The organism is Micromonospora sp. NPDC049139, assembly GCF_055586845.1.
Map to the genome: position 1 here is coordinate 1 of NZ_JBVJHK010000020.1, position 19,932 is coordinate 19,932.

A 19,932-nucleotide genomic window follows, 5' to 3' on the forward strand; every position below is an offset into this window, starting at 1 on the left:
GCTCGGCAAGCCTGTACTGCGCATTCGTGACCCTCGCCGCAGCCCTCACCTGCCACAAGCGCTACCTCAAACTCACCACCTGAGACACGCTCTAAGCGGCTCATCACGCCTCGGCGTTCATTGCCACCTGCGCCTGCCGCGCCTCTGGTCACTTCCGCCAGGCGGGGGCCATCCGTTCGGACATCTCGTGCCAGAAGGTCCGCAGGTCGTCCCGGTTGACCGCCTGCCAGTCCGCCCGCCCCGGCGAGCGGAACCAGCGCCCGACGAGGTCGATCTGGTGGGCGCAGAACGCCTCGTCCATCTGGTACGGCAGCTCGTCGCCCTTCGGCGGCAGCGGGCACAGCCGGAACGGACAGTCGTCGATGCAGGTGGAGCCCGGCTGGACGTCGTGGGCCTGGCGGCGGCTGAGGGTGACCCGCATGGCGGTGCGGTCGATGGTGAGGCACGGGGGCAGGTCGGCGCGGCTGGCCCGGCTGAGCCGGCGCGCCCGCTCGTCGTTGTCCCGGCCCCGGTCGGCGAGGTTGAGCAGCAGCATCACGTCGGCCAGCAGCCGTTGGGCCCGCGGTTCCAGGACGGCCCAGCCGTGCGACGGCGGCAGCCAGGAGTCCTGGAGTCGGCGGATGCCCGGCTGTGGGCTGACCGCCCCCACCCGGCCGACGATCTCCCGCTCGTCCACCCAGCAGTGGCGCTCGGGGTGGCGGTCGATGAGCGCCTCGACGCAGAGGTCCGCGACCTCGAGGACGAGCGGGTGGGCCGTGCCGCTGCCGGGCTGCGGGGCGCGGTGCCCGCCGCCCGCGATCGAGGTCCAGAAGGCGACCAGCCCGCGCGGGTCCGAGCCGTGGCCCCGTTCGTGCAGTGTCTCGCCGGGGTCGCGGGGCAGGGCCAGCAGGGTGAGCGCCTGGATGAGCACCAGGTGGGAGTACCAGAACCGGGAGTGCCGCAGCGCCTTCTCGGCCTCCTCGATGAGCAGGCTGCGGTGCGCCGGGTACGTGCGGCAGTTGGCGGCGAGCCGGAACCCCTGGGCGAGGGTGAGCTCGTAGACGCGGGCCCCGTCGGAGGCGTCGGTGGCCAGGCGGTGCACCCAGCGGCGCAGGGCCTCCCGGGCGACGTGCTGCCAGTGGGGTTCGCCGGGGGCGTGCGCGCCGTCGGCGTAGAGGAACAGCGACGGCGCGATCCAGGTCCGCAGCTCCTCCAGGCGCTCCCGGCCCGTGGGGTCGGCCGCCTGCGGCGGCTCGTGGAGCAGGTCGCGCAGCGCGCGGACGGCCGCGTTGCCGCCGCTGGCGATCTCGCGGGCCGCGGCGAGCCGGGGGAGGTAGGACGTTTCGTCGGCCATCATCTGGAACAGCTGCCGGTACTGCGGCGTGGGCTGCCGCGACCGGAGTCCGGTGGGCTCGGGTGGCCGGTCCGCGAGTTGCCGGGCGGCGTCGCCGTACCGGTGCACGAGGGCGATCTTGGCGTCTTCGAGGGGGCGGTCGGTGACGGACCCGTCCCCCTGGTAGCGGGGCCAGGCGTGGCGGATGGCGTCGGCCAGTTGCCGGTGCGCGGGGTGCCCGGTGGCGGCGTCCATCTCCAGGGCGACCGCGAACATCTCCAGCGCCCGGGTGCGGTTGCGCGTCGCGGCGGCCTCGTCGCGGAGCCGGTGCACGAGCGCGATCGACCGGTGCCGGGTGGCCTTTTCGTCCCGGCCGCTGGTGGGCAGGCCGACGGTCCGCCGGGCGGTGTCGGCGAGACGGGTCAGGTCGGCTCGCCGGAGGTGGTGGCTGCGCCGCCCGTCCAGTCGTTCGAACGCGCCCGCGCTGCGGGTGTGCAGGGTGAGGGCGGAGAGCAGTTCCCGCCCCGGGCCGTGGTTGCGGGTGAAGGCATGCGCGAGGAAGTCGTCGTCGCGCATGGCGGCGGTGAGGAAGCGCGAGCCGAGGTACGCCTGGATCACCCCGTGCTGGAAACGCACCCCGTCCTGCCGCTTCACCACGATGTTCAGCGCGTCCCCGGTGGTCTCGGCGAGCCCGATGTCCTGCGGGTTGTCGGCGCTGAGCTTGTGCAGCCGGGCTCTCAGCTCGGTCAGGATCCACCGCCGGCCGGCGTCGGTCGCGGCGTCGCCGCCGGTGAGTTCCGTCGTACGCACCGACAGCCGGTTGTTGCGCAACCCGATGCAGGCGAGGGCGGAGAGCACCTCGATCGCGTCGGAGCGTTCCGTCTGCGGCATGCCGTAGTCCTCGTACAGGTCGCCGGCGACGGTGGCGTCACACCACTCCTCCAGCAGGCTCCAGCGCAGTGCCGACCTGCCGGGGCCCGCCGGCTCGACCCGGTCGAGGCGGTCGACCTCGTGGAGCTGCCCGATGACCCGCAGGTAGAACGGTGAGTCGGCGACGTCGGCGGCCTTGACCAGCGCGGTGATGCGGTCCCACCGGTGCCCGGCGTCCGAACGGCGGCTGTGGGCCCGCACGTACTCGAGGGCGGCCCCCTGGGAGAGCGGTTCCAGTTGCAGCAGCAGCGCGTCCAGACCGCGCAGCGGGTCGTCGGGCCGCGACGCGACCACCAGGGGGAGGCGTTCGCGGACGGCGCCCCGGACGGCCTCCCGGAGCACGCTGTCCCGGTCGGCGGGCTGGGCGGCGTCGGCGAGGACCTCCTCCAGGCCGTCGGCGAGCACCACGATCCGGTTGTCCAGCCAGAGCCGCCGCCACATCCGGTCCGCCTCGCCGGCGGCGTGGAGGCGGGTGTCGATGGTGCGCTGGAACTGTTCGAGGGCGAGCTGGTGGAAGTTCAGCTTCTCCGGATCGGTGACCGTCCGCAGGTCGATCCCGATCGGCACGACGTCGGTGGCCATCAGCATCTCCGCGAGGCGTGCCAGCGTGGCCGTCTTGCCGGTGCCGATGCCGCCCACCAGCAGCAGCGGGCGCCGGGTCGTCTCGTCGCGGAGCCGCTGCATCATCAGTTCACACAGCTCGTCGCGGCCGACGACGTTGCTCGGGTCGAGGTCCCGTTCGGCGGTGGGCAGCAGCATGCGGCTGTTGCGCAGGACGTTGCGCCGGTACCAGCGCCGGACCGGCACGTACCGCCAGAAGAGGAAGAGCGCCAGGCCCAGCGCCGCGACCATGGGGGGCTTGACGAAGCCCTCCACCTGGCCGCAGTAGTACGACCTCGGCGGTTCGCCCGCGCACCACGCCGACACCCGGAGGAAGCCGGGCTCGGTGTCGAGGATCATCAGGACCAGGGAGAGGGCGGTCCACGCCAGGAACACCCCGGCGATGGCGATGATCGCCCACCGCAGCCCGCGGTGGTGCCGCCAGCTCATCCGGTGGTCGCCGCGTTCGTCCGTACGCCGGCGGCGGTGCCGTTCCGCCTGGCGTTCCCGTCGGGTGCGCCACCGACGCCGCCGCTGGCGCAACCACAGCTGGACCGCCCAGACCGGACCACGTTTCGGCCCGTGCATGGACACCCCCATGATCGACATGGTCGGCTACGGACGGCGGTGCCGGCCCTCCACTCCACGCCAACGCTAGTGCCGTCGCGGCAGGCCAGTGCCCGGTTCCGGCATTCCCGCGCCGGCCCCCTCGGCCCCGGTCCTCGCCCGCCGTCGGTCGTCTGGCGTAAGGTCCCGTTGACCTCGTTGGGGGAGGTGCAGACGATGCGTGCCGGGTTGGAGATGCCGCCCGCGGTCGAGGCGGAGCGGGTCATCACGGCCGTGCTGGCCGACCTGCGCTCCGGCGAGCACCGGGGCGTCGTGGTGGATTCCCCGCCCGGGGCCGGCAAGTCGACCCTGGTGGTGCGCGCGGCCGTCGAGCTGGCCGCCGCCGGCGAGCCGCTGATCATCGTCGCGCAGACCAACGAGCAGGTCGACGACCTCATCGACCGTCTGGCCCGCAAGGCGCCCGAGCTGCGCATCGGCCGGCTCTCCGCCGCCGACTACAAGCCGTCCGAGCGGGTGCGGGGCCACGAGACGGTCCGGGTCGCCGCGAAGGTCGCCGACCTCGGCGGCCCGGCCGTCATCATCGGTACGGCCGCCAAGTGGGCCACGGTCGCGGAGGGCTCCTGGCCGTGGGCGATCGTGGACGAGGCGTACCAGATGCGCTCGGACGCCCTGCTGCGCGTGGCCGGCAGGTTCGAGCGGGCGCTGTTCGTCGGCGATCCCGGTCAGCTCGACCCGTTCTCGACGGTGGAGACGGCGCGCTGGACGGGGCTGACCTGGGATCCGATGCAGTCGGCGGTGGCGGTGCTGCTGCGGCACAACCCGGAGCTGCCGGTGCATCGGCTGCCGGTGTCGTGGCGGCTGCCCGCCTCGGCGGCCCCGGTGGTGGCGGCGGCGTTCTACCCGTTCACCGGGTTCCGCGCCGGCACGTCCGCGCCCGACCGGGCCCTGTCCTTCACCGAGGCGGGGCCGGGGGACGCGCTGGACGGGGTGGTGGACCTGGCGGCGTCCACCGGCTGGGCGCTGCACGAGTTGCCGGCCCGGCACACGCTGCGTACCGATGCGGAGGCCGCCTCGGCCTGTGCGGCGCTGGCGCTGCGCGTGTTGCGGCGCGGCGCGGTCGCCGTCTCCGAGCACGCGCCGACCGGCGCGCCGGTCACGGCGGACCGGATCGCCGTTGGGGCCGCCCACCGCGACCAGGTCGCGGCCATCCGCGCGCACCTCGGCGAGGCCGGAGCCGGCATCACCGTCGACACCGCCAACCGCCTCCAGGGCCGGGAGTACGACGTGACGATCGTGCTGCACCCGCTGTCGGGGCGGCGGGACGCGACGGCGTTCCACCTGGAGTCGGGGCGGCTCTGCGTGCTGACGTCCCGGCACCGGCACGCGTGCATCGTGGTGGCGCGCGCCGGGATCGGCGAACTGCTGGACGCCCATCCGTCCACCGAGATCGTGCACCTCGACGTGCCGGTGAAGTTCCCGGACGGCTGGGAGGCGAACCAGACGATCCTGACGCTCCTGGCCGGCGTGGCGACCCCGGCGGGCGCCCGCAGCGGGTCGGGGAGCCGCGCCGCCCGGTGACGAGGACCAGACGATCCGAGGCCGGCCCGGAGCCCCGGATACGGGAGGGAACGTGCGGGCCGCAAGGTGCCGACGGGCGATAACTTTCCAAATGGCCGTTGTCAACATGGTGCGCAATCTCTGTCAAAACATTGATGGTGATCAGCGCCTAGCGCTTCCTATCCTGACCATGGCGCCACCCGCCGCCACAGCCCGACCTGCGGCCTGCCGGCCCACCTGACCGGCGGCCCTTCGCTCGTCTCCTGCGCGCCCCACATCGCGAGGTGTCGAATGGTCAGTGCACTCTGTTTCCGCGCCGCACTCGCGGCGGTGCTCGCCTGCGTCCTGTTGGTGGTGACGACGCCGGCACCGGCGTGGGCTGCCGTACGCGACCGGGCCGCCGCCCGCGAGGAACTGCGGCGATACCTGTCCGCCCATCCCGGCGGCACCCCGATCAACGACAACGAGATCAGCTACGGCGGGGGCGCGCTCGTCGTCACCCTCCGCGCCCCGGTGGGAACGTATGGCATGGCCGACTGCCCCCTGGGCTGGTTCTGCTTCTACGAATGGCCCAACTACGGCTACCCCCGGGGCCGCCTCTCCGACTGCGGCCGGCAGAGTCTCTTCACCTGGCAGTGGCAGTACCGCGTCGAGTCGGCCCACTACAACCTCGGCAGCGGGTCCGTCTCGTTCTACTACTACGGCACCCGCCTGTTCGACATCGGCGCGGCGAACCGCGTCCGCAGCGACGCGTACCCCTACCGGAACTGGGCCAACTACGTCGAGCGCCGCTGCGGCTGACGTACCCCCGCCACGTGCCGCCGGGCTCAGCGGCAGCTCGGGCCGGAGACCGTGTCGGTGCGACCGCGCCTCAGGAAGAGCTGATGGCCCAGGACGGCGTCGTCGGCCACCCGGGTCGTCTCGTGGCTGAGCAGCTCGCCGCTCCCGGGGTCGAACAGCAGCGTCTCCCGGCGGCCGTGCCGGTCGTCGGCGCTGAACGCCAGGCCCGGCCGGCCGGCGCGGTCCGGGTAGGCGCCCCGTGCCTCGATGCCCGGCGTGTCGGCGAGGTGGTGCAGCAGCGCCGACCGCTCCGCCGCGCCGAGCTGGTGGTAGCGGTTCAGCCTCGCGACCACCTGGAGCGTGCCGGCGGCGTCGCGCTGCTCCGGGGGCAGGGCGCCCAACTGCTGCGCGAACTGCTCGCGCAGGTCGGCCGGGTCGGCCGACGGTCGCGGGGGCACCTCGGTCAGGTCGCCCTCGCCGTAGCGCACCACCGACGGGTCCGTCGACCGCCGCCCGTCGATGACCGGGGTGACGATCCGGCGGCCGGCCAGGCGGGAGTTCCACCACAACTGCTCGTCGCGGTAGGTGCGCGGGTCGTCGGTGCCGGGCGCCAGGTCCTTCGGCGACCAGGCCCGCAGGCAGACGAAGGTGTACGACCCTTCGCCGGGCGGCTCCACCAGCCCCGCGACCGACTGTGCGAGGTCGTTCAACGGCCGCCGAGCGCTGGCGTTCGCCGTCCCGGCGGGCGACGTCGGGGGGTCCTCCGGCGGCGGTGGGTGGGGCGACTCCCGGCGGCCGAAGACCGACGGTGGGTTCGCGGTGAGGGTCGGTACGAGGACCACGCCGAGCGCGACCGCCACCCCGAGCAGGACGCCGACCCGCGCCGGCACCCGGACAGCCGGGCGCGCCGGGGCGGCCGGGACGCGCTCCCCGCGCGGGGCGGGGCGGGTACGGGGCACCCGCCGACCGGCGGGCGTGACGAGGTGGCGCGGCGCCGGCCTGCTGCGGAACAGCCGGGGTCCGGTGGAGGGCGGGCGCGTACGCGGCGCGGACGCGTTGTCGCCGACCGGTCGGGAGTGGAACGCCGGCCGGTTGCCGCCGCCGTCGGGCCGCAGCGGCAGGGCCGGGTCCGTACCGAGTCGGGGCACCGGGGCGGGGCCGGCGCCGTGCCAGCCGACCGGCCCGTCCCCGGTCGGCGGCGCCCCGGAGAGCGTCGCGTGCGGCGGCGGCCACGCCACGTCCACCTGCGTACGGGCCACTGGGCCGCGGCTGTTGGGCTGGCCCGGGCGTGGTCCCGGCGGCTCGTAGCGGGACCGGTGGCCGTTGTCCAGCGCCAGGATCGGCGCCGGCTCGTTCCGGTCGGCCGTCGCCGACGGGGTACGTGCCAGGGGCGGCTCGATGAGCGGACGGAACTCGCGCCGGTGCGCCTCCAACGCCCACGCCGCCAGCATGAAACACCACCGCCGGGCCGCCCGCGGGACGTTGTCGTAGGTGCAGCACGTCAGCGCCTGGCACAACAGGGAGAGCAGATACTGGGCGCGCCACTCGGAGACCCAGTTGTCCGTCCGGGCGAACGCGTCGCCCACCTCGTGCCCGGCCTGCACCAACTCGGCGAGCATCGGGGGCAGCCGTAGCGGACGCCGGGTGGTCGGGAAGACGAGGTGGCGGGTCAGGGCCTCCGCCTGGTCGGATGGCAGGTCCGCGACGTGCCGCAGCACCGTGGTCAGCACCAGGGTGACCGGGTCCCGGGTCAGCGGCGCGGCGTCCTCGAACGTGTCGAGGTCCACGAGGCGGAAGGCGCCGGGCGCGAGCCGTTCCTCCGCGTCCCTCGGCACGAGGATGTTGCCGCCGTGCAGGTCCCCGTGGGCGTTGCCGTACAGGTAGTCCATCTCGGCGGTGCCGAACGGCGAGCCGGTCTCGAGCGTCTGGAATGGATGGGGCAGCACCAGCTCGCCGTCGTTGAGCCTCAGCCAGCGCGTCTCCGGGCCGGGGAGGTCGAGGTCACGGATCGCGTCGTGGATGCCGTCCAGCGCGTCGAGGGCGGCGAGTTCCCGCTGGACGTACTCGGCGACCCTGGCGTCCGCGGTCTGCTGCCCACCGCTGTTCCAGTCGTTGAGGACGCGGTCGCACACGGTGCGGATGACGGGGACGATCTCCTCGTCGTCGAGGTCGTGCAGCGTCACCATGTCGTCCGCGCCGTTGGCGACCTCCTGGAACATCAGGTAGCGCCCGTCGGCCAGTGGGTGCGGGGGATAGGGCTGGCGAACGAGGTGACGCTGGGCGAAGCCGGGGGAGGACCTCACCGCGCGTTCGTGCCGCCCGGGTTCCCGCCGGGCGGCGCCGGCGGCCGGCAGCACCTTGACCAGTAGCTTCCGTCCGGTGAAGCGCCCCGGGCCGCCGGGCAGCTTCAGGATGATCGTGAACAGCAGCGCTGGCGTGTATCCGCGGGCGTGGCGGGGCCGGCGGGGGCGGTGCACGGTGCCGCCCAGGTGGCTGGCCCAGTCCCGCAGCCCAGCCGCGACTGTCGTATCCGGCGCGTAGCTTCCGAGGTCGTCGAGACCATCGCCCATGTCCGTCGTTGGACCTTCCACGAGGAGTGAAAGAGGGGGTGGGACGAGCGGGGTGGATCGTCCGAAGGGCAATGCGCTGGTGAGCGCGGAGGCAAAGTTACCTCAACTTTCGGGCGAACGGGGCGACACTCGGCGCTCCGCCATGTACTTACCCAAAGGTAACCGCTAGATCGCCTTCAGCCTCGCATCCCGCACGGTCGGTCACATCTAGACCGCTGGATATAGAATCGGTCACCCGACTGGGAGGCCGCGATGACGGAGAGCAACGATTCCCTGCTCAAGCGCCAGATCCAGCCCGAGATGATGGCCCTCCTGCGGGCGATGTCGGTCTGCCACGCCCGCGCCCAGCGGCTCGACAACCTGCGGATGGGGCTCTCGGTCGCCCTCGGGGTGGCGGGGGCGGTGGTGGCCTTCACCGGCGTGTCGGGCGCCGCCGTCACCGCGGTGGGCGCGCTCTGGGCGCTGGTGAACGCGGTCGGTCTCGCCTCCTGGTCGCGCGGCCAGATCCGGCGCGCCGCCGTCCTTCAGGAGATGTTCGACGTACGCCTCTTCGGTCTGCCCTGGAACGCCGTGGCCGCGGGCGACGAGCTCGGCGCGGAGGAGGTGAGCCGGTTGGAGCGGGCCTTCCGGGGCGACGAGAAGTACCTCCGCGACTACTACGAGATCCCGCCCCTGCCCCACCCGTACGACGTGCTGGCCTGTCAGCAGCAGAACCTCGGCTGGGGCGCCCGGCTGCGCCGCCGCTACGCGTACGCCGTGCTTGCCGGCGTCGGCGCGTGGACGGCTGCCGGCGTCGTGTTCGCGGCGGTGACCGGGCTGACGGTCTCCGATCTGCTGGCGCGGTGGTTCGTCCCGTCGCTGGGCGCCCTGTTCCTCGGTCTGGAGATCTACCGCGGGCAACGGGACATCGCGGCCGAGCGCGACCGCGCGCTGTCCACCATGCAGCGTCACATCGTCACGGCCGTCCCCCGCGGCGACACCGCCACGGCGAGCCGCGAGTCGCTGGTCCTCGCCCGGCAGGTCCAGGACCTCATCTTCCAGACCAGGCAGGTGCAGGCCCGGGTGCCCGACTGGTTCTTCCGGCGGTACCACCCGAGCGACCGCGCCGACTTCCAGGCCGCCATGGCCGGCCTCGCCGAGCTGCTGAATGCCCGCGGCCCGGTCCCGCGACCGGAATGACCCGTCCGCGCCAACCCGGTCGCCGGCCGGCGGACCCGCCCGACGAGGGGCGCACCCGCCGGCCGTGTCGGCGATCGGGTCGGGACGCTGGGCGGGGATGGCTGCGGGGCGGTGGGTCCGGCGCTAGGCGGTGGTGGGGAGGTTGAACCGGACGCCGGTCGCCTGTTCGGACAGGTCCCACAGGCGGCGGCCGGTCTCGGCGTCGGTCGCCGCGGGGGACAACCGCACCTGCGTCGGTCCGCCGCGCAGTTCGGCAAGGCCGTCCGGCCCGATGAACTGGCCGCCCCGCACGGTCGGGTCGGTCGCCGCGTACAACTGTGGCAACGCGCCCACGGCCGGGGCCTGGGCCAACAACGGGTTGCCGAGGCGGCCGAGCACGACCCGCCACGGGCCGACCGGCGCGCTCGTCTGGAGGTTGGTGGCGGTGTAGCCCGGGTGGGCGAGCACGCTGCGGACCGGGCTGCCCGCGGCGGTCAGCCTGTGGTGCAGTTCCCACCCGAAGACGGCGTTGGCGAGCTTGGACTGGTTGTAGAAGGCCATGGGCGAGTAGCCGTGCTCGCCGGTGAGGTCGTCGAACCGGAGCCGCCCCTGCCGGTGGTTGATCGAACTCACCGTGACCACGCGCGGGTCGTGCCCCGCGGTCAGCAGGTCGAGCAGCAACCCGGTGAGCGCGAAGTGGCCGAGGTGGTTGCAGGCGAACTGCAGCTCGTGGCCCTGTGCGCTCAGCGACCGGGGTGGCGCCATCACGCCGGCGTTGTTGACGAGCACGTCCAGGCGCGGATGGTCGGCGCGCAGCTGGTCGGCGAAGGCGCGGACCGAGTCGAGGTCGACCAGGTCGAGGCGGCGTACGTCGAGGCTCGCGTCGGGGTGCTCGGCGGCGATCTGCGTGACCGCCCGGCGGCCCTTCTCCTCGTCGCGTACCGCGAGGATGACGTGTCCGCCCCGGCGGGCGAGCGCCCGGGTGGTGGCCAGGCCGAGGCCGCTGTTGGCTCCGGTGACGACGAAAATCCGGCCGGTCTGGTCCGGCATCCGCTCGGCGGTCCAGCGATTCCGCATCATGCGGCACAGCATCGCCGCATATGGCACTCAGTGTCAATAGAGAGTCAGGGTGCCGCCAGTGTCATCGCCTATCATTGGCGGGTGAGCAAACACCCGGAAGTGACCATGGCGCAGCGCAAGCGCCAGCTCGTCGCGGACGAGCTGACCGAAGCGGCGCTTCAGCTACTGGCGCTGAAGGGGTTCGACGTGGTCACCATCGACGAGATCGCGGCGACCGCCGGCGTGTCCCGGCGCACCTTCTTCCGCTACTTCGCGTCGAAGGAGGATGTCGTCGTCCAGTTCCTGACCGGGATGGGCTCCGACATCGGCGCGGAGCTGGCGGCCCGTCCCGCCGACGAGCGACCGTCCGTCGCGCTGCGGCACGCCGTCTGGGTGCCGATCGCCGCGTGCGCCGACCACCCGGACAGGGCGCTGCGCGTGGTCCAGCTGATCCTGCGTACTCCCGCGCTGCTCGCACGCTTCCTGGAACGCCAGGCGCAGTGGCGCGACGACCTGACGGCGGTGCTGGAGAGCCGCCTGGGGCTCGACCCGGGCACCGACCTGTACCCGCAGCTCGCCGCCGGCATGGCGCTGAGCGCGTTCGACACCGTGCTGCAACGCTGGAGCGACAACGACGGCACCGAAGACCCCGCCGACCTGACCGACCGGGCCTTCGCCGTCATGGCGCCGGCGCTGGACGCCGTCGAACGGCGAGCCGCCGGCGCACCCGCATCGTCATAGGAGCCGGCGGGTCCACCTCGGTCAGCGGCCCGGGGGCTGGTATTCGATTCGCTCGCGCGTCGCCTCGTCGATCTCTTCGGCGGTCAGGATCGGGGTGACACGAGTGTCCACCCCGCCGGCCGCGCGGATGTCGATGGCCAGCGCGGCGGCGGTCTTGTGGTCGGGCAGATCGCACACCACGTAGGTGTCGTCCGCCCCGAACCCGAAGTACATCGACTCCATCCGCCCGCCCGCGCCCTCGACCATCTTCCGGACGACCTCGACGCGTTTGCTGCCGCCGTCGGCGGTGAGCCCCTTGATCCCGTCGACCGTGTAGGTCGACTTCAACAGGAACTTGCCCACGCGCCATCACCTCCCCACATCCATCGCCGGGCCTCAGCGCGTGCCCTGTCGCTGGATCCGCTCGGCGCCCTCGACCTTGGCCCGGCCCTGATCGCGTTCCGTGCCGGCCGATCCGCTGGCGGTGCGCAGGTGGCGGGCCTTCGGCGAGTGCTCGGTGGACGAGCCCTGGTGGCCGCGCGCGCCGCTGCCAGGATGTTGCCGGCCGCGCGCCGACTCGCCGCCGGGATCATGCTTGTTGTCCTTGTGACTACCCATGCGCCGCGCGTACCCGGTCCACCGGTGGCTAGTCCTTGCCACGCTGTCGGCTGGCGACGGGGCGGCGGGCGGTCGGGGTGGCGCGGCGGGGGCGCGGGGCGTTCGGCGGCGGGGTCGGTGGTCCCACCGACGGGGCAGCTCGACAGGGAGCGAGAAGCGGGCATCCGACGCGGTCCGGACACAAAGCCGACCGGCAGCACAAGACCCGTATCCACGCCGCCGTCGATCACCGGAATTCATGTCGGCCTACCGATAGAGCGGCGATTCATCTGATCAATGTCGGTCGATAGCGTGACGGGCAAAGGCCGTCCATGAAAGGCGGGCCATGACACATCCCATCACCTCACCGTCCCGGCGGCGGATCCTGCTCGGCGCCGCCGCGGCCTCGGCGGTCACCGTCATCGGGGCGAGCGCCGCGCACGCCGCACCACCCGCCGGGGGCGCATCCCCGGCGCGACCCACCCAACCCCTCGTGGCCCGGGACCGGGTCGCCACGGCACGGCTGGCCGGCGGGCCGGCCCGCTTCCAGGCCGACTTCCACGAACGCCTCGACGCCTGGCTGGCCTTCTGGTCGGCCAATTCGCCCCGGAGCTGGAGCACGCCGGTGGAGGTCGAGGGCACGGTGAGCGCGGACGGCGACGCGTTCACGCTGTGCACGATCCGGATCAGCCGCGACGACGAGACGCGGGACGCCTTCGCCGCCCGGCGGGTGGACGCCGCCCACCTGGCCACCCTCGCCAGCCTGCACCACCACTTCCCGTCGGTCCGCGTCGAGGCCGGCGGCGCGTTACGGGTGACCGACGGCCCCGCCGGCTGGACCGGCTCGGCCGAGCAGGTCGCGTTCGCCGTCACCGCCTGCCGGGAGCTGTGGGGGCTGCGCGCCGCCGACGCGACCAGCTGGCGGGCACACGCGAGCCGGGCCGGGCTCGCGGCCGACCCCGCCTCCCGCTCCGGCTGGGCGGCATTCACCAGGGCGAGTCTGCGGCACGGGCTGCGGACCGAATCGTACTGATCTGTGGAGGTAAGGACATGGCACGAAGCGAATTCCGGTTCGTCGTCGACGGCGTCGAGCTGACCACCGAACAGCAGAGCCTCATCGCTGGCGAGATCCAGAAGGCGGGCCTCAACGCGCTGTCCGTGGCCGGCAGCAAGCTGACCAACCCGCTCGCCGTCGGGCACGCCAACATCAAGCTCCGGCCCGAGTGGTATGGCCTGTGGCTGATCGACGGCCCGTTCGCCGAGGAGCTCGGCCAGAAGATCAACGACCTCGGCTTCTGGATGCAGAAGTGACGGACCCCGTCCACCGGCCGGACCCGCCGGAGCGGATGTGCCCGAGCACTCCCGCGGCCAACGCCACGGTGTTCCTCGGCATGATCACTCCGGCGGGCCGGGTCGCCTACGTCACGCCGCCGCTCCCGGCCGAGGTCGCCCTCGCCCAGGCCGACGCGGACACGCCGGTCGAGTCCCGCTACCGGCTCGCCGGCCCATGCGTCACCGCGAAGTGCGGCTTCTGGACCGGCGAGCACTGCGGTCTCGGCGAACGGGTCGCCGCCTCGTACAGCGACACCGCCGGCCCGGCCGAGGCCGACCTGCCGCGCTGCGCGATCCGACGGACCTGCCGGTGGTACGCCGAGCAGGGCCGCGCGGCCTGCGCAGCCTGCTCCCACGTGGTCACCGACGCCCGCTGACCGCCGCCGTGGGCGACGTCGCCGCCGGGGTCGTCGTCCGCCGCGTCGTGATGACGGTGTGGTCTCACATCGTGTTGACGATCAGCCCGATGTGGGTGAAGTAGTTCAACGCCCCGAAGAGAGTGAAGATGGCGCCGGCGATCGCCCACACCACGCCGATGATGCCCAGCAGCACGCGGTTCAGCTTCAGCAGGGCGAACGGGGCGAGAACCGAGCCGATCCCCACCAGGACGTACAGGCCGGAGATGAAGGCGGCCTCGACCTCCGGGTACTCCGCGAACTCCCCGGAGATCGGCTCCTGCGGCGGCGCCGCGAAGAGCGTGTACGTCCAGCCGGCTGCCGCGATGCCGAAACAGGCCAGGCCGAGCGCGAACACGAAGATCGAGATCGGCCACAGCAGTCGCCGCGCCTGCTCCGTCCGGATGCCGCCGTTCTCCAGCGACGCCTCGGCGAAGATCTCACCCCGCCGCCACAGGATGATTGCCGCGCCGAGCATCAGCACCCCGAAGCCCAGGGACGGCTCGCCGAAGATGATGTTGTCGAAGGCGAAACCCCCGGGTGCCAGCGGCCAGGTCAGCGTCATGTGCAGGCCCGTGACGGTGAGGATCGTACCCAGGATCGCGAAGGCGATCGCCCACCCTTCGGTGGCGAGCGGTCTGTCCTTCATCATCTGCCAACCGAGGGCCACGACCAGCAGCAGGCCGACGCCCGCGGCGAGCGCCATGATCGTGTTGTAGGTGGGCATCTGCGCCCAGTCGATCTTCAAGTCCTCCTGGGCGAATGTCTCGAACATGGCGTCTCCCTCCGTTCGCCGCTCTCGACGCAGGTCGACACGACCGCACGACAAAGCGGGCGGCACGGCGAGTTCCCACCATCACGCGACGGAAACGCCACGCCGGACCCGCCGGAGGGCCTGCCGCTGGTACGCCGAGCGGGGTCGGGTGGCCTGCGCCGGCTGCTCCCACGTGGTACCGACGCCCGCTGACCGGGCGCGGGCGGACGAAGCCCGCCGCCAGACGATCCGCTCGCCGGGTCGGTGGCGGCGGGATGTCCGACGGTTCCGCTACGGTCGGGGCGTCATGGAGCCGCGGTTCGGCGAGGTCGTCATCGGGCGGGAGCACCCCGCGGGCCTGCTGCGCGCCGAGGTGGACCGGGCGGCCGCCAGCCACGGCGGCCTCGTCCTGGTCGCCGGCGAGCCCGGCATCGGCAAGACGACCCTGGTCACCGCCGCCGCGAGGGAGGCCCGCCAGCACGGCGCCCTGGTGGTCGGTGCCGCCTGCTGGGATTCCGACAGCGCGCCCGGCTACTGGCCGTGGGTGCAGGTGCTGCGCGGGCTGCGCCGCTCGCCCGACGACTGGGCGGTGGCGCGGGAGGCCGCCGAGCCGGGCCTGGCCGCCCTGCTCGGCGAGACGACCGGCGCGGCGGCCGACCGGGCCATCCGCGAGACGATCCGCGAGGCGATCGGCGGGCCGGCCGACGGCAGCGGGGACGACCAGGGCGACCGGGAGGAGTTCGACCTCTACGACGCGGTGACCACCACGCTGGTCGCGGTCTCCCAGCGCCGGCCGGTCGTGGTCGTCCTCGACGACCTGCACTGGGCCGACCCGGCCTCGATGCGGCTGCTCCAGTTCGCCGCCCAGCACACCTGGTTCGAACGGCTGCTGCTGGTCGGCACCTACCGTGACGCCGAGGTGGAGGCCGCCGACCACCCGCTGCGCCCGCTGCTGATGCCGCTGGTGGCGAAGGCGACCAGCATCACCCTCACCGGCCTGTCCCGCGACGAGGTGGGCGCGCTGATGGCCCGCACGGCCGGCCGCGAGCCGGATGCCGACCTCGTCGACGAGGTGTACCAGCGCACCGGCGGCAACCCGTTCTTCGTGGAGCAGACCGCCCGGCTGTGGCGCGCCGACGGCCAGGTGAGCACGATCGCGCCCGGCGTACGGGAGGCGGTGCGGCGCCGGCTCGCCCAACTGCCCGCGCCGGTGGCCGACCTGCTCACCGTCGCCGCCGTGCTGGGCCGCGAGTTCCACCGCCAGGTCCTCGCCGCCACCGCCGGCGCCCCGGCGGCGCAGGTCGACCGCCTCCTCGACCGCGCGGTGACCGCCCGGCTCGTGCTGGCCCGCAACGGCGGTCGCTTCGCCTTCGCCCACGACCTGGTCCGGGAGACCCTCTACGACGGGCTCACCGAGGACGACCGGCGGGCCCGGCACGCCGCCGTCGTGCGGGCCGTCGACGGGTCGGCGGCGCTCGCCGAGCGGCTGATCCCGGCCGACCTGGCCCGCCACGCCCACCTCGCCGGCGACGCGCTCGAACCGGCCCGCGCGACCGAGCTGCTGGTGGCCGCCGCCCGGGACGCGAGCGGCCGGCTGGCCGTGGACGAGTCGATCGTCCACTTCCGCCGGGCGCTGGAGGTCGCCGACGACCCGACCCGGCGGGTGAAGATCATGGTCGAGCTGGGCCAGCTGCTGCACCACTGCGGCGACAGCGTCGAGGCCCGACACCTCGTCGCCGAGGCCGCCACGCTGGCGCTGACGGTCGACGACCCGGTGGTGCTGGCCCGCGTCGCCCTCACCGTCCACCGTCACCGCCACCAGTCCGGTTCCGCGCCCACCGTCGACGCGGACGGTCTGCTGCGGGAGGCGTACCGGCGGCTGATCGGCGAGCCGGCGGCCACCCTCGCGGCCGGCACACTCGTCACCGACCTGATCACCGCCACCGAGTCGCTCGCCCGGCGCGGCCGGGACGACGAGGCACTCACCTTCAGCCTGTGGGCCCGGCACGACACCACCTGGGGCCTCGGCACGGCCGCCGACCGGGCCGCGATCACCGCCGAGATCCGCGAGGTGGCACGCCGGAGCGGCGACCGGGAGACCCAGCTCTGGGCGACCTCGCTGCGCTGGGTGGCGCTGCTGGAACTCGGCGATCCGCGATACCACGACGAACTCACCACGTTCGTCACCGGAGCCCGCGAGGGCGACGCCCGGCACCGGATCGGCGCGACCATCGACGACGGCATCATCGCCGGGTTCCGGGGCGACTTCACCCGCGCCGGCGAGCTGCTCGCCGAGCTGGACGAGCTGTCCGAGTGGGACCACTCCGAGTCCGCCTTCATGGGCCACCACGTGCGCTGGTCGTGGCTGCTGCTCCAGGGCCGGCACGACGAGGCCGACGCCCTGCTCGACGGGCTGGACCCCGGCGACCACCCCTACCTACAGGTCGTTCGGGCCATCACCGCGGCCGAGCGCGGCGACGGCGCGACGGCGCTGCGGCTGACCGCCGGGATCGAGGCCGACGGCACGACGTACAGCCGGATGGTGGCGCCGCTGTGGCTGCGGCTGCGCGCCCAGGTCGCCGCCGCCACCCGCGACCCCGGGCGCTGCGCCGAGGCCCGGGAGGCGCTGCGGCCGCACCGTGGGCAGTGGATGACGGCGTTGTTCGGCTGCGACGTCAGCGGCCCGGTCGACCACTGGCTCGCCGCCGTCAACGCGGCGGAACAACGCTGGGACGACGCGGTGGCCGGGCTCGCCGCGGCCCGCGACGCCGCCGACCGGATGGGGGCCCGGCCCTGGTCGGTGCTGGCCCGCGCCGCGCTGGCGGACGCGCTGACCGGGCGCGACCGCCCCGGCGACGCGGCCGCCGCCACCGCGCTGCGCGCCGCCGCCGCCCGGGACGCCGCCGCGCTCGGCATGCACCAGGTGGCCGCCCGGTCGGCCAGTGCGCTTGGGCCGGTGGACCTCCCGGCGGCACGGCAGCACCCGGCCGTCGCGGATGGACGGCAGCACCGGGTCGGCGCGCCCGTGCCGGCTGTCGCGTCCGTGCCGGCGGTCCCCGGGCCGCAGGGGCGGGCTCCGTCCGCCGGGCCCGTCGTCGGGCAGCCGCCGGTCGAGGCGTACGAATTCCGCCGCGACGGCCCGGTCTGGCAGCTCGCCTACGCCGGCACGGTCGTGCACCTGCCCGACGCCAAGGGCCTGCACGACCTGCACCTGCTGCTGGCCCGGCCCGGTGTCGACGTGCCGGCGGTCGAGCTGCTCGACCCGGCCGCCGGGCCGGAGCTCGTCGCCGCCCGCCGGATGGGCGGCGACCCGGTCCTCGACGACGAGGCGAAGGCCCGTTACCGGCGCCATCTGGAGCGGCTGGACGCCGAGATCGACCGCGCCGCCGGGCGCGACGACGAGGCGAAGGTGGCCGCCCTCGACGCCGAGCGGGCGGCCCTGCTCGCCGAGCTGCGCGCCGCCGCCGGGCTGGCGGGCCGCAGCCGCCGCCTCGGCGACGAGGCGGAACGCGCCCGCAAGACGGTGACCGCCCGCATCCGCGACGTGCTGCGCAAGCTCGACGACCGGCACCCGGCGCTCGCCGCCCACCTGCGCGACACCGTCTCCACCGGCGGCACCTGCCGCTACCTCCCGCCCGAGCCGCCCCCCTGGCGGCTCTAGCCCTCGGGCACCCGTCGATCGTCGACGTCAGAAACCGGTAAACCGCGCGGCCTTCCGCGGTGTCTTGGTGACTGAGAGACCAGGAGGGCCAGATGCGAGATCCGCATGGCACGGAGTTCGACGACTTCGTCCGTACCCGGTCGGTGGCGCTGCTGCGGGTGGCATACCTGCTGACCGGCGACCGGCACGCGGCGGAGGACCTGCTCCAGGAGGTGCTGGAGCAGATGTACGTGCGTTGGCGCCGGTTGCGCGCCTTCCCGGAGGCGTACGCCCGGCGGGCCCTGGTCAACCGGTCGATCAACCGGTGGCGGCGGCGGGGCCGGCGGCCGGAGCAGGCACTGGGTGACAACGACGGGGTCGCCCGGGACCACGCCGACGACATCGCGCTCCGCCAGGCGGTCGTCGCGGCGCTGCGTACCCTGCCGCCCCGGCAGCGCGCCGCCGTGGTGCTCCGCTACCTGGAGGACCTGTCGGTCGCCGACGTCGCCGCGACGCTGCGCTGCTCCGAGGGCGCGGTGAAGAGCCACGCCTCCCGCGGCCTGGCCCGCCTCCGGGAGGCGCTGGCCGGATCGAGTCTCGTCCTGTCCGTCCCGACCGACACCAGGGGTGCGCGATGACCATCGAAGAGAGCGAGGTGCAGGGCGTCCTGCGCCGGGTGACCGACGACCTCGTCGCCCCGCCGACCCTGCTCGACGACGTGCGACGGGGTGGGCGTCGCCGACTGCTGCGACGTCGGGCCGTCCTGGCCGCGGTGTGCGCGGCCGTGGTGGCGGTACCCGTCGGCGGTGCGATCCACCTCGCCGACGACAGGGCCGGCAAGGTTGCGGTCGAGGTCGCCTCGCCGCTGTTCGACGGACCCACCCGCGGCGATCTGGCCGGTGACGAGGAGTACCTGCGGCAGGTCCGGGAGGCGTGGCGGCAGCGTACGAGCGACAAGGAGTTCGACGCCGGGAGCGAGCCGCACGTGGTCTGGGCGGGTGACACCCCGGCCGGGCCCGCCGCCTACGTCGCGCAGCGGGCCACCGTCACCCGGATGGTGTCCGAGCCGGGCAACGACCGCCTGATCGGCTATGCCGCGTTCGTCGAGCCCACCGCCAGCGGCCCGCGGGTCATGGCGTTGGGCGGCATGAACGACAGCATGGCCGGCAATTCGGCGGCCGTGCTGCTCGGGCCGCGGCGTGACGTGCTGGTCGTGCTCGACGCCGGGTACCCGGTGGAGTTCTCACCGACGTTCCGGTACGCCCCGGACGGCCGCGTCGAGCGCACCTTCCAGCGGGTGGCGTTCCGGGACGGGGCCGCCGTGCTGTCGGTGCCGTCGCAGCGCGACAGGGTGACCTTCGCCCTGGTCGGGGTGCCGTTCAGCACGGCGACCGCCGTCGAGGTCACTAACATTGACGAGATCCTCTTCCCCGACAAGGAAAAGGACAGCCCACAGCCGAGGTGGGTCACCCACACGTTGCCCGGGGCGGAACAGGTGTGGGGCGGCGACCCCGCCGCGATCGCCAAGGCCTTCCAGCGGCGGGAGGCGCTCGCCGCCTATGAGGATCGCGGCGGCGCCCACCGCTCTGGTGACGCTCCGCTGCTGGTCGTCCACGGTGCGACCCCCGACGGTCGGCGGTTGCTGCTCCAGACCATCCAGTTCGACGACGATCCTGCCCGCGCGATCGCCCTGCTCGCCCGCGGCGACGCGCCGTTCGAGCCGGCGGCCAGCGGGTTCATCGACTGGAAGGCGCCGCTGCCGGTGCGGCTGCGGCTGCCGGACGGGCAGGGCGTCCTCGTCGTCGCCGAGGGCGCGGCGCTGAGCTACCGGGTCGGCGCCGGGCGGTGGCAGGACGCCGGGCGTGGTGCGGCGCTGCTACCCGCCGACGCCACCCAGGTACGCGTCGCCACCGCCGGCGGCACGGCCACCGTCCGGATCGACTCCTAGGCGGCCACCGGAT

Annotated in this window: 16 protein-coding genes; 10 read left to right on the forward strand and 6 right to left on the reverse strand. The window is 73.9% G+C overall.

Going from position 1 to position 19,932, the window contains the following annotated elements; all coding sequences use genetic code 11:
* Nucleotides 1-148: 148 nt before the first annotated feature.
* Nucleotides 149-3,442 (reverse strand): NACHT domain-containing protein, encoded by a 3,294-nt coding sequence (locus ACZ6Q9_RS27310; RefSeq protein ID WP_396830127.1) that lies wholly within the window; start codon nt 3,440-3,442, stop codon nt 149-151.
* Between the two features lie 183 nt (nt 3,443-3,625).
* On the opposite strand from ACZ6Q9_RS27310, the gene ACZ6Q9_RS27315 reads away from it, so the two are divergent.
* Together ACZ6Q9_RS27315 and ACZ6Q9_RS27320 are read left to right on the forward strand one after the other, a co-directional pair.
* Entirely contained in the window at nt 3,626-4,987 is a 1,362-nt protein-coding gene (locus ACZ6Q9_RS27315) for an AAA domain-containing protein (protein ID WP_396830128.1), read from the forward strand.
* A gap of 270 nt (nt 4,988-5,257) precedes the next feature.
* Nucleotides 5,258-5,767 (forward strand): peptidase inhibitor family I36 protein, encoded by a 510-nt coding sequence (locus ACZ6Q9_RS27320; RefSeq protein ID WP_393455942.1) that lies wholly within the window; start codon nt 5,258-5,260, stop codon nt 5,765-5,767.
* Nucleotides 5,768-5,793: 26 nt separating this feature from the next.
* On the opposite strand, the gene ACZ6Q9_RS27325 is transcribed toward ACZ6Q9_RS27320, so the two are convergent.
* The gene (locus ACZ6Q9_RS27325) at nt 5,794-8,316 is read right to left on the reverse strand and encodes a hypothetical protein (protein ID WP_396830129.1); all 2,523 of its coding nucleotides are present in this window, start codon (nt 8,314-8,316) and stop codon (nt 5,794-5,796) included.
* Between the two features lie 252 nt (nt 8,317-8,568).
* Between ACZ6Q9_RS27325 and ACZ6Q9_RS27330 the strand changes: the two genes are divergently transcribed.
* Complete coding sequence (locus ACZ6Q9_RS27330) at nt 8,569-9,495, forward strand: S-4TM family putative pore-forming effector (RefSeq protein WP_393455947.1); 927 nt, start codon at nt 8,569-8,571, stop codon at nt 9,493-9,495.
* Nucleotides 9,496-9,618: 123 nt separating this feature from the next.
* Here the strand turns inward: ACZ6Q9_RS27330 and ACZ6Q9_RS27335 are convergent, their stop codons facing one another.
* The gene (locus ACZ6Q9_RS27335) at nt 9,619-10,554 is read right to left on the reverse strand and encodes an oxidoreductase (RefSeq protein ID WP_393455950.1); all 936 of its coding nucleotides are present in this window, start codon (nt 10,552-10,554) and stop codon (nt 9,619-9,621) included.
* An 81-nt stretch (nt 10,555-10,635) separates the two neighbouring features.
* On the opposite strand from ACZ6Q9_RS27335, the gene ACZ6Q9_RS27340 reads away from it, so the two are divergent.
* Nucleotides 10,636-11,274 carry an acyl-CoA-like ligand-binding transcription factor gene (locus ACZ6Q9_RS27340; RefSeq protein ID WP_393455953.1) on the forward strand — a complete coding sequence of 213 codons (639 nt, stop codon included), beginning with the start codon at nt 10,636-10,638 and terminating at the stop codon, nt 11,272-11,274.
* Between the two features lie 21 nt (nt 11,275-11,295).
* Here the strand turns inward: ACZ6Q9_RS27340 and ACZ6Q9_RS27345 are convergent, their stop codons facing one another.
* Nucleotides 11,296-11,616, reverse strand: a complete 321-nt coding sequence (locus ACZ6Q9_RS27345) for a GYD domain-containing protein (protein ID WP_393455956.1) — start codon at nt 11,614-11,616, stop codon at nt 11,296-11,298.
* Nucleotides 11,617-11,649: 33 nt separating this feature from the next.
* Nucleotides 11,650-11,871 carry a hypothetical protein gene (locus tag ACZ6Q9_RS27350; protein ID WP_393259006.1) on the reverse strand — a complete coding sequence of 74 codons (222 nt, stop codon included), beginning with the start codon at nt 11,869-11,871 and terminating at the stop codon, nt 11,650-11,652.
* 325 nt (nt 11,872-12,196) lie between these two features.
* Here ACZ6Q9_RS27350 and ACZ6Q9_RS27355 point away from each other — a divergent pair, with 325 nt between their 5' ends.
* Genes ACZ6Q9_RS27355 through ACZ6Q9_RS27365 form a run of 3 tightly spaced genes read left to right on the forward strand, consistent with a single transcriptional unit; the run spans nt 12,197 to nt 13,559 of the window.
* Nucleotides 12,197-12,883 carry a hypothetical protein gene (locus ACZ6Q9_RS27355; RefSeq protein ID WP_393455959.1) on the forward strand — a complete coding sequence of 229 codons (687 nt, stop codon included), beginning with the start codon at nt 12,197-12,199 and terminating at the stop codon, nt 12,881-12,883.
* Between the two features lie 17 nt (nt 12,884-12,900).
* On the forward strand, nt 12,901-13,161 hold the full coding sequence (locus ACZ6Q9_RS27360) for a hypothetical protein (RefSeq protein WP_357703133.1): 261 nt from the start codon (nt 12,901-12,903) through the stop codon (nt 13,159-13,161).
* Nucleotides 13,158-13,559 carry a hypothetical protein gene (locus ACZ6Q9_RS27365; protein ID WP_393455962.1) on the forward strand — a complete coding sequence of 134 codons (402 nt, stop codon included), beginning with the start codon at nt 13,158-13,160 and terminating at the stop codon, nt 13,557-13,559. The genes ACZ6Q9_RS27360 and ACZ6Q9_RS27365 overlap by 4 nt, the downstream gene beginning before the upstream one ends.
* Before the next feature lie 64 nt (nt 13,560-13,623).
* On the opposite strand, the gene ACZ6Q9_RS27370 is transcribed toward ACZ6Q9_RS27365, so the two are convergent.
* Nucleotides 13,624-14,352 (reverse strand): DUF981 domain-containing protein, encoded by a 729-nt coding sequence (locus ACZ6Q9_RS27370; protein WP_393259010.1) that lies wholly within the window; start codon nt 14,350-14,352, stop codon nt 13,624-13,626.
* A 286-nt stretch (nt 14,353-14,638) separates the two neighbouring features.
* On the opposite strand from ACZ6Q9_RS27370, the gene ACZ6Q9_RS27375 reads away from it, so the two are divergent.
* The 3 genes from ACZ6Q9_RS27375 to ACZ6Q9_RS27385 all read left to right on the forward strand — a co-directional run bounded on the left by ACZ6Q9_RS27375 (nt 14,639) and on the right by ACZ6Q9_RS27385 (nt 19,919).
* Nucleotides 14,639-17,992 (forward strand): ATP-binding protein, encoded by a 3,354-nt coding sequence (locus tag ACZ6Q9_RS27375; RefSeq protein WP_396830130.1) that lies wholly within the window; start codon nt 14,639-14,641, stop codon nt 17,990-17,992.
* A 92-nt stretch (nt 17,993-18,084) separates the two neighbouring features.
* The gene (locus ACZ6Q9_RS27380; protein WP_396830131.1) at nt 18,085-18,609 is read left to right on the forward strand and encodes a SigE family RNA polymerase sigma factor; all 525 of its coding nucleotides are present in this window, start codon (nt 18,085-18,087) and stop codon (nt 18,607-18,609) included.
* Nucleotides 18,606-19,919, forward strand: a complete 1,314-nt coding sequence (locus ACZ6Q9_RS27385) for a hypothetical protein (RefSeq protein ID WP_393259014.1) — start codon at nt 18,606-18,608, stop codon at nt 19,917-19,919. The genes ACZ6Q9_RS27380 and ACZ6Q9_RS27385 overlap by 4 nt, the downstream gene beginning before the upstream one ends.
* Nucleotides 19,920-19,932: the final 13 nt, after the last annotated feature.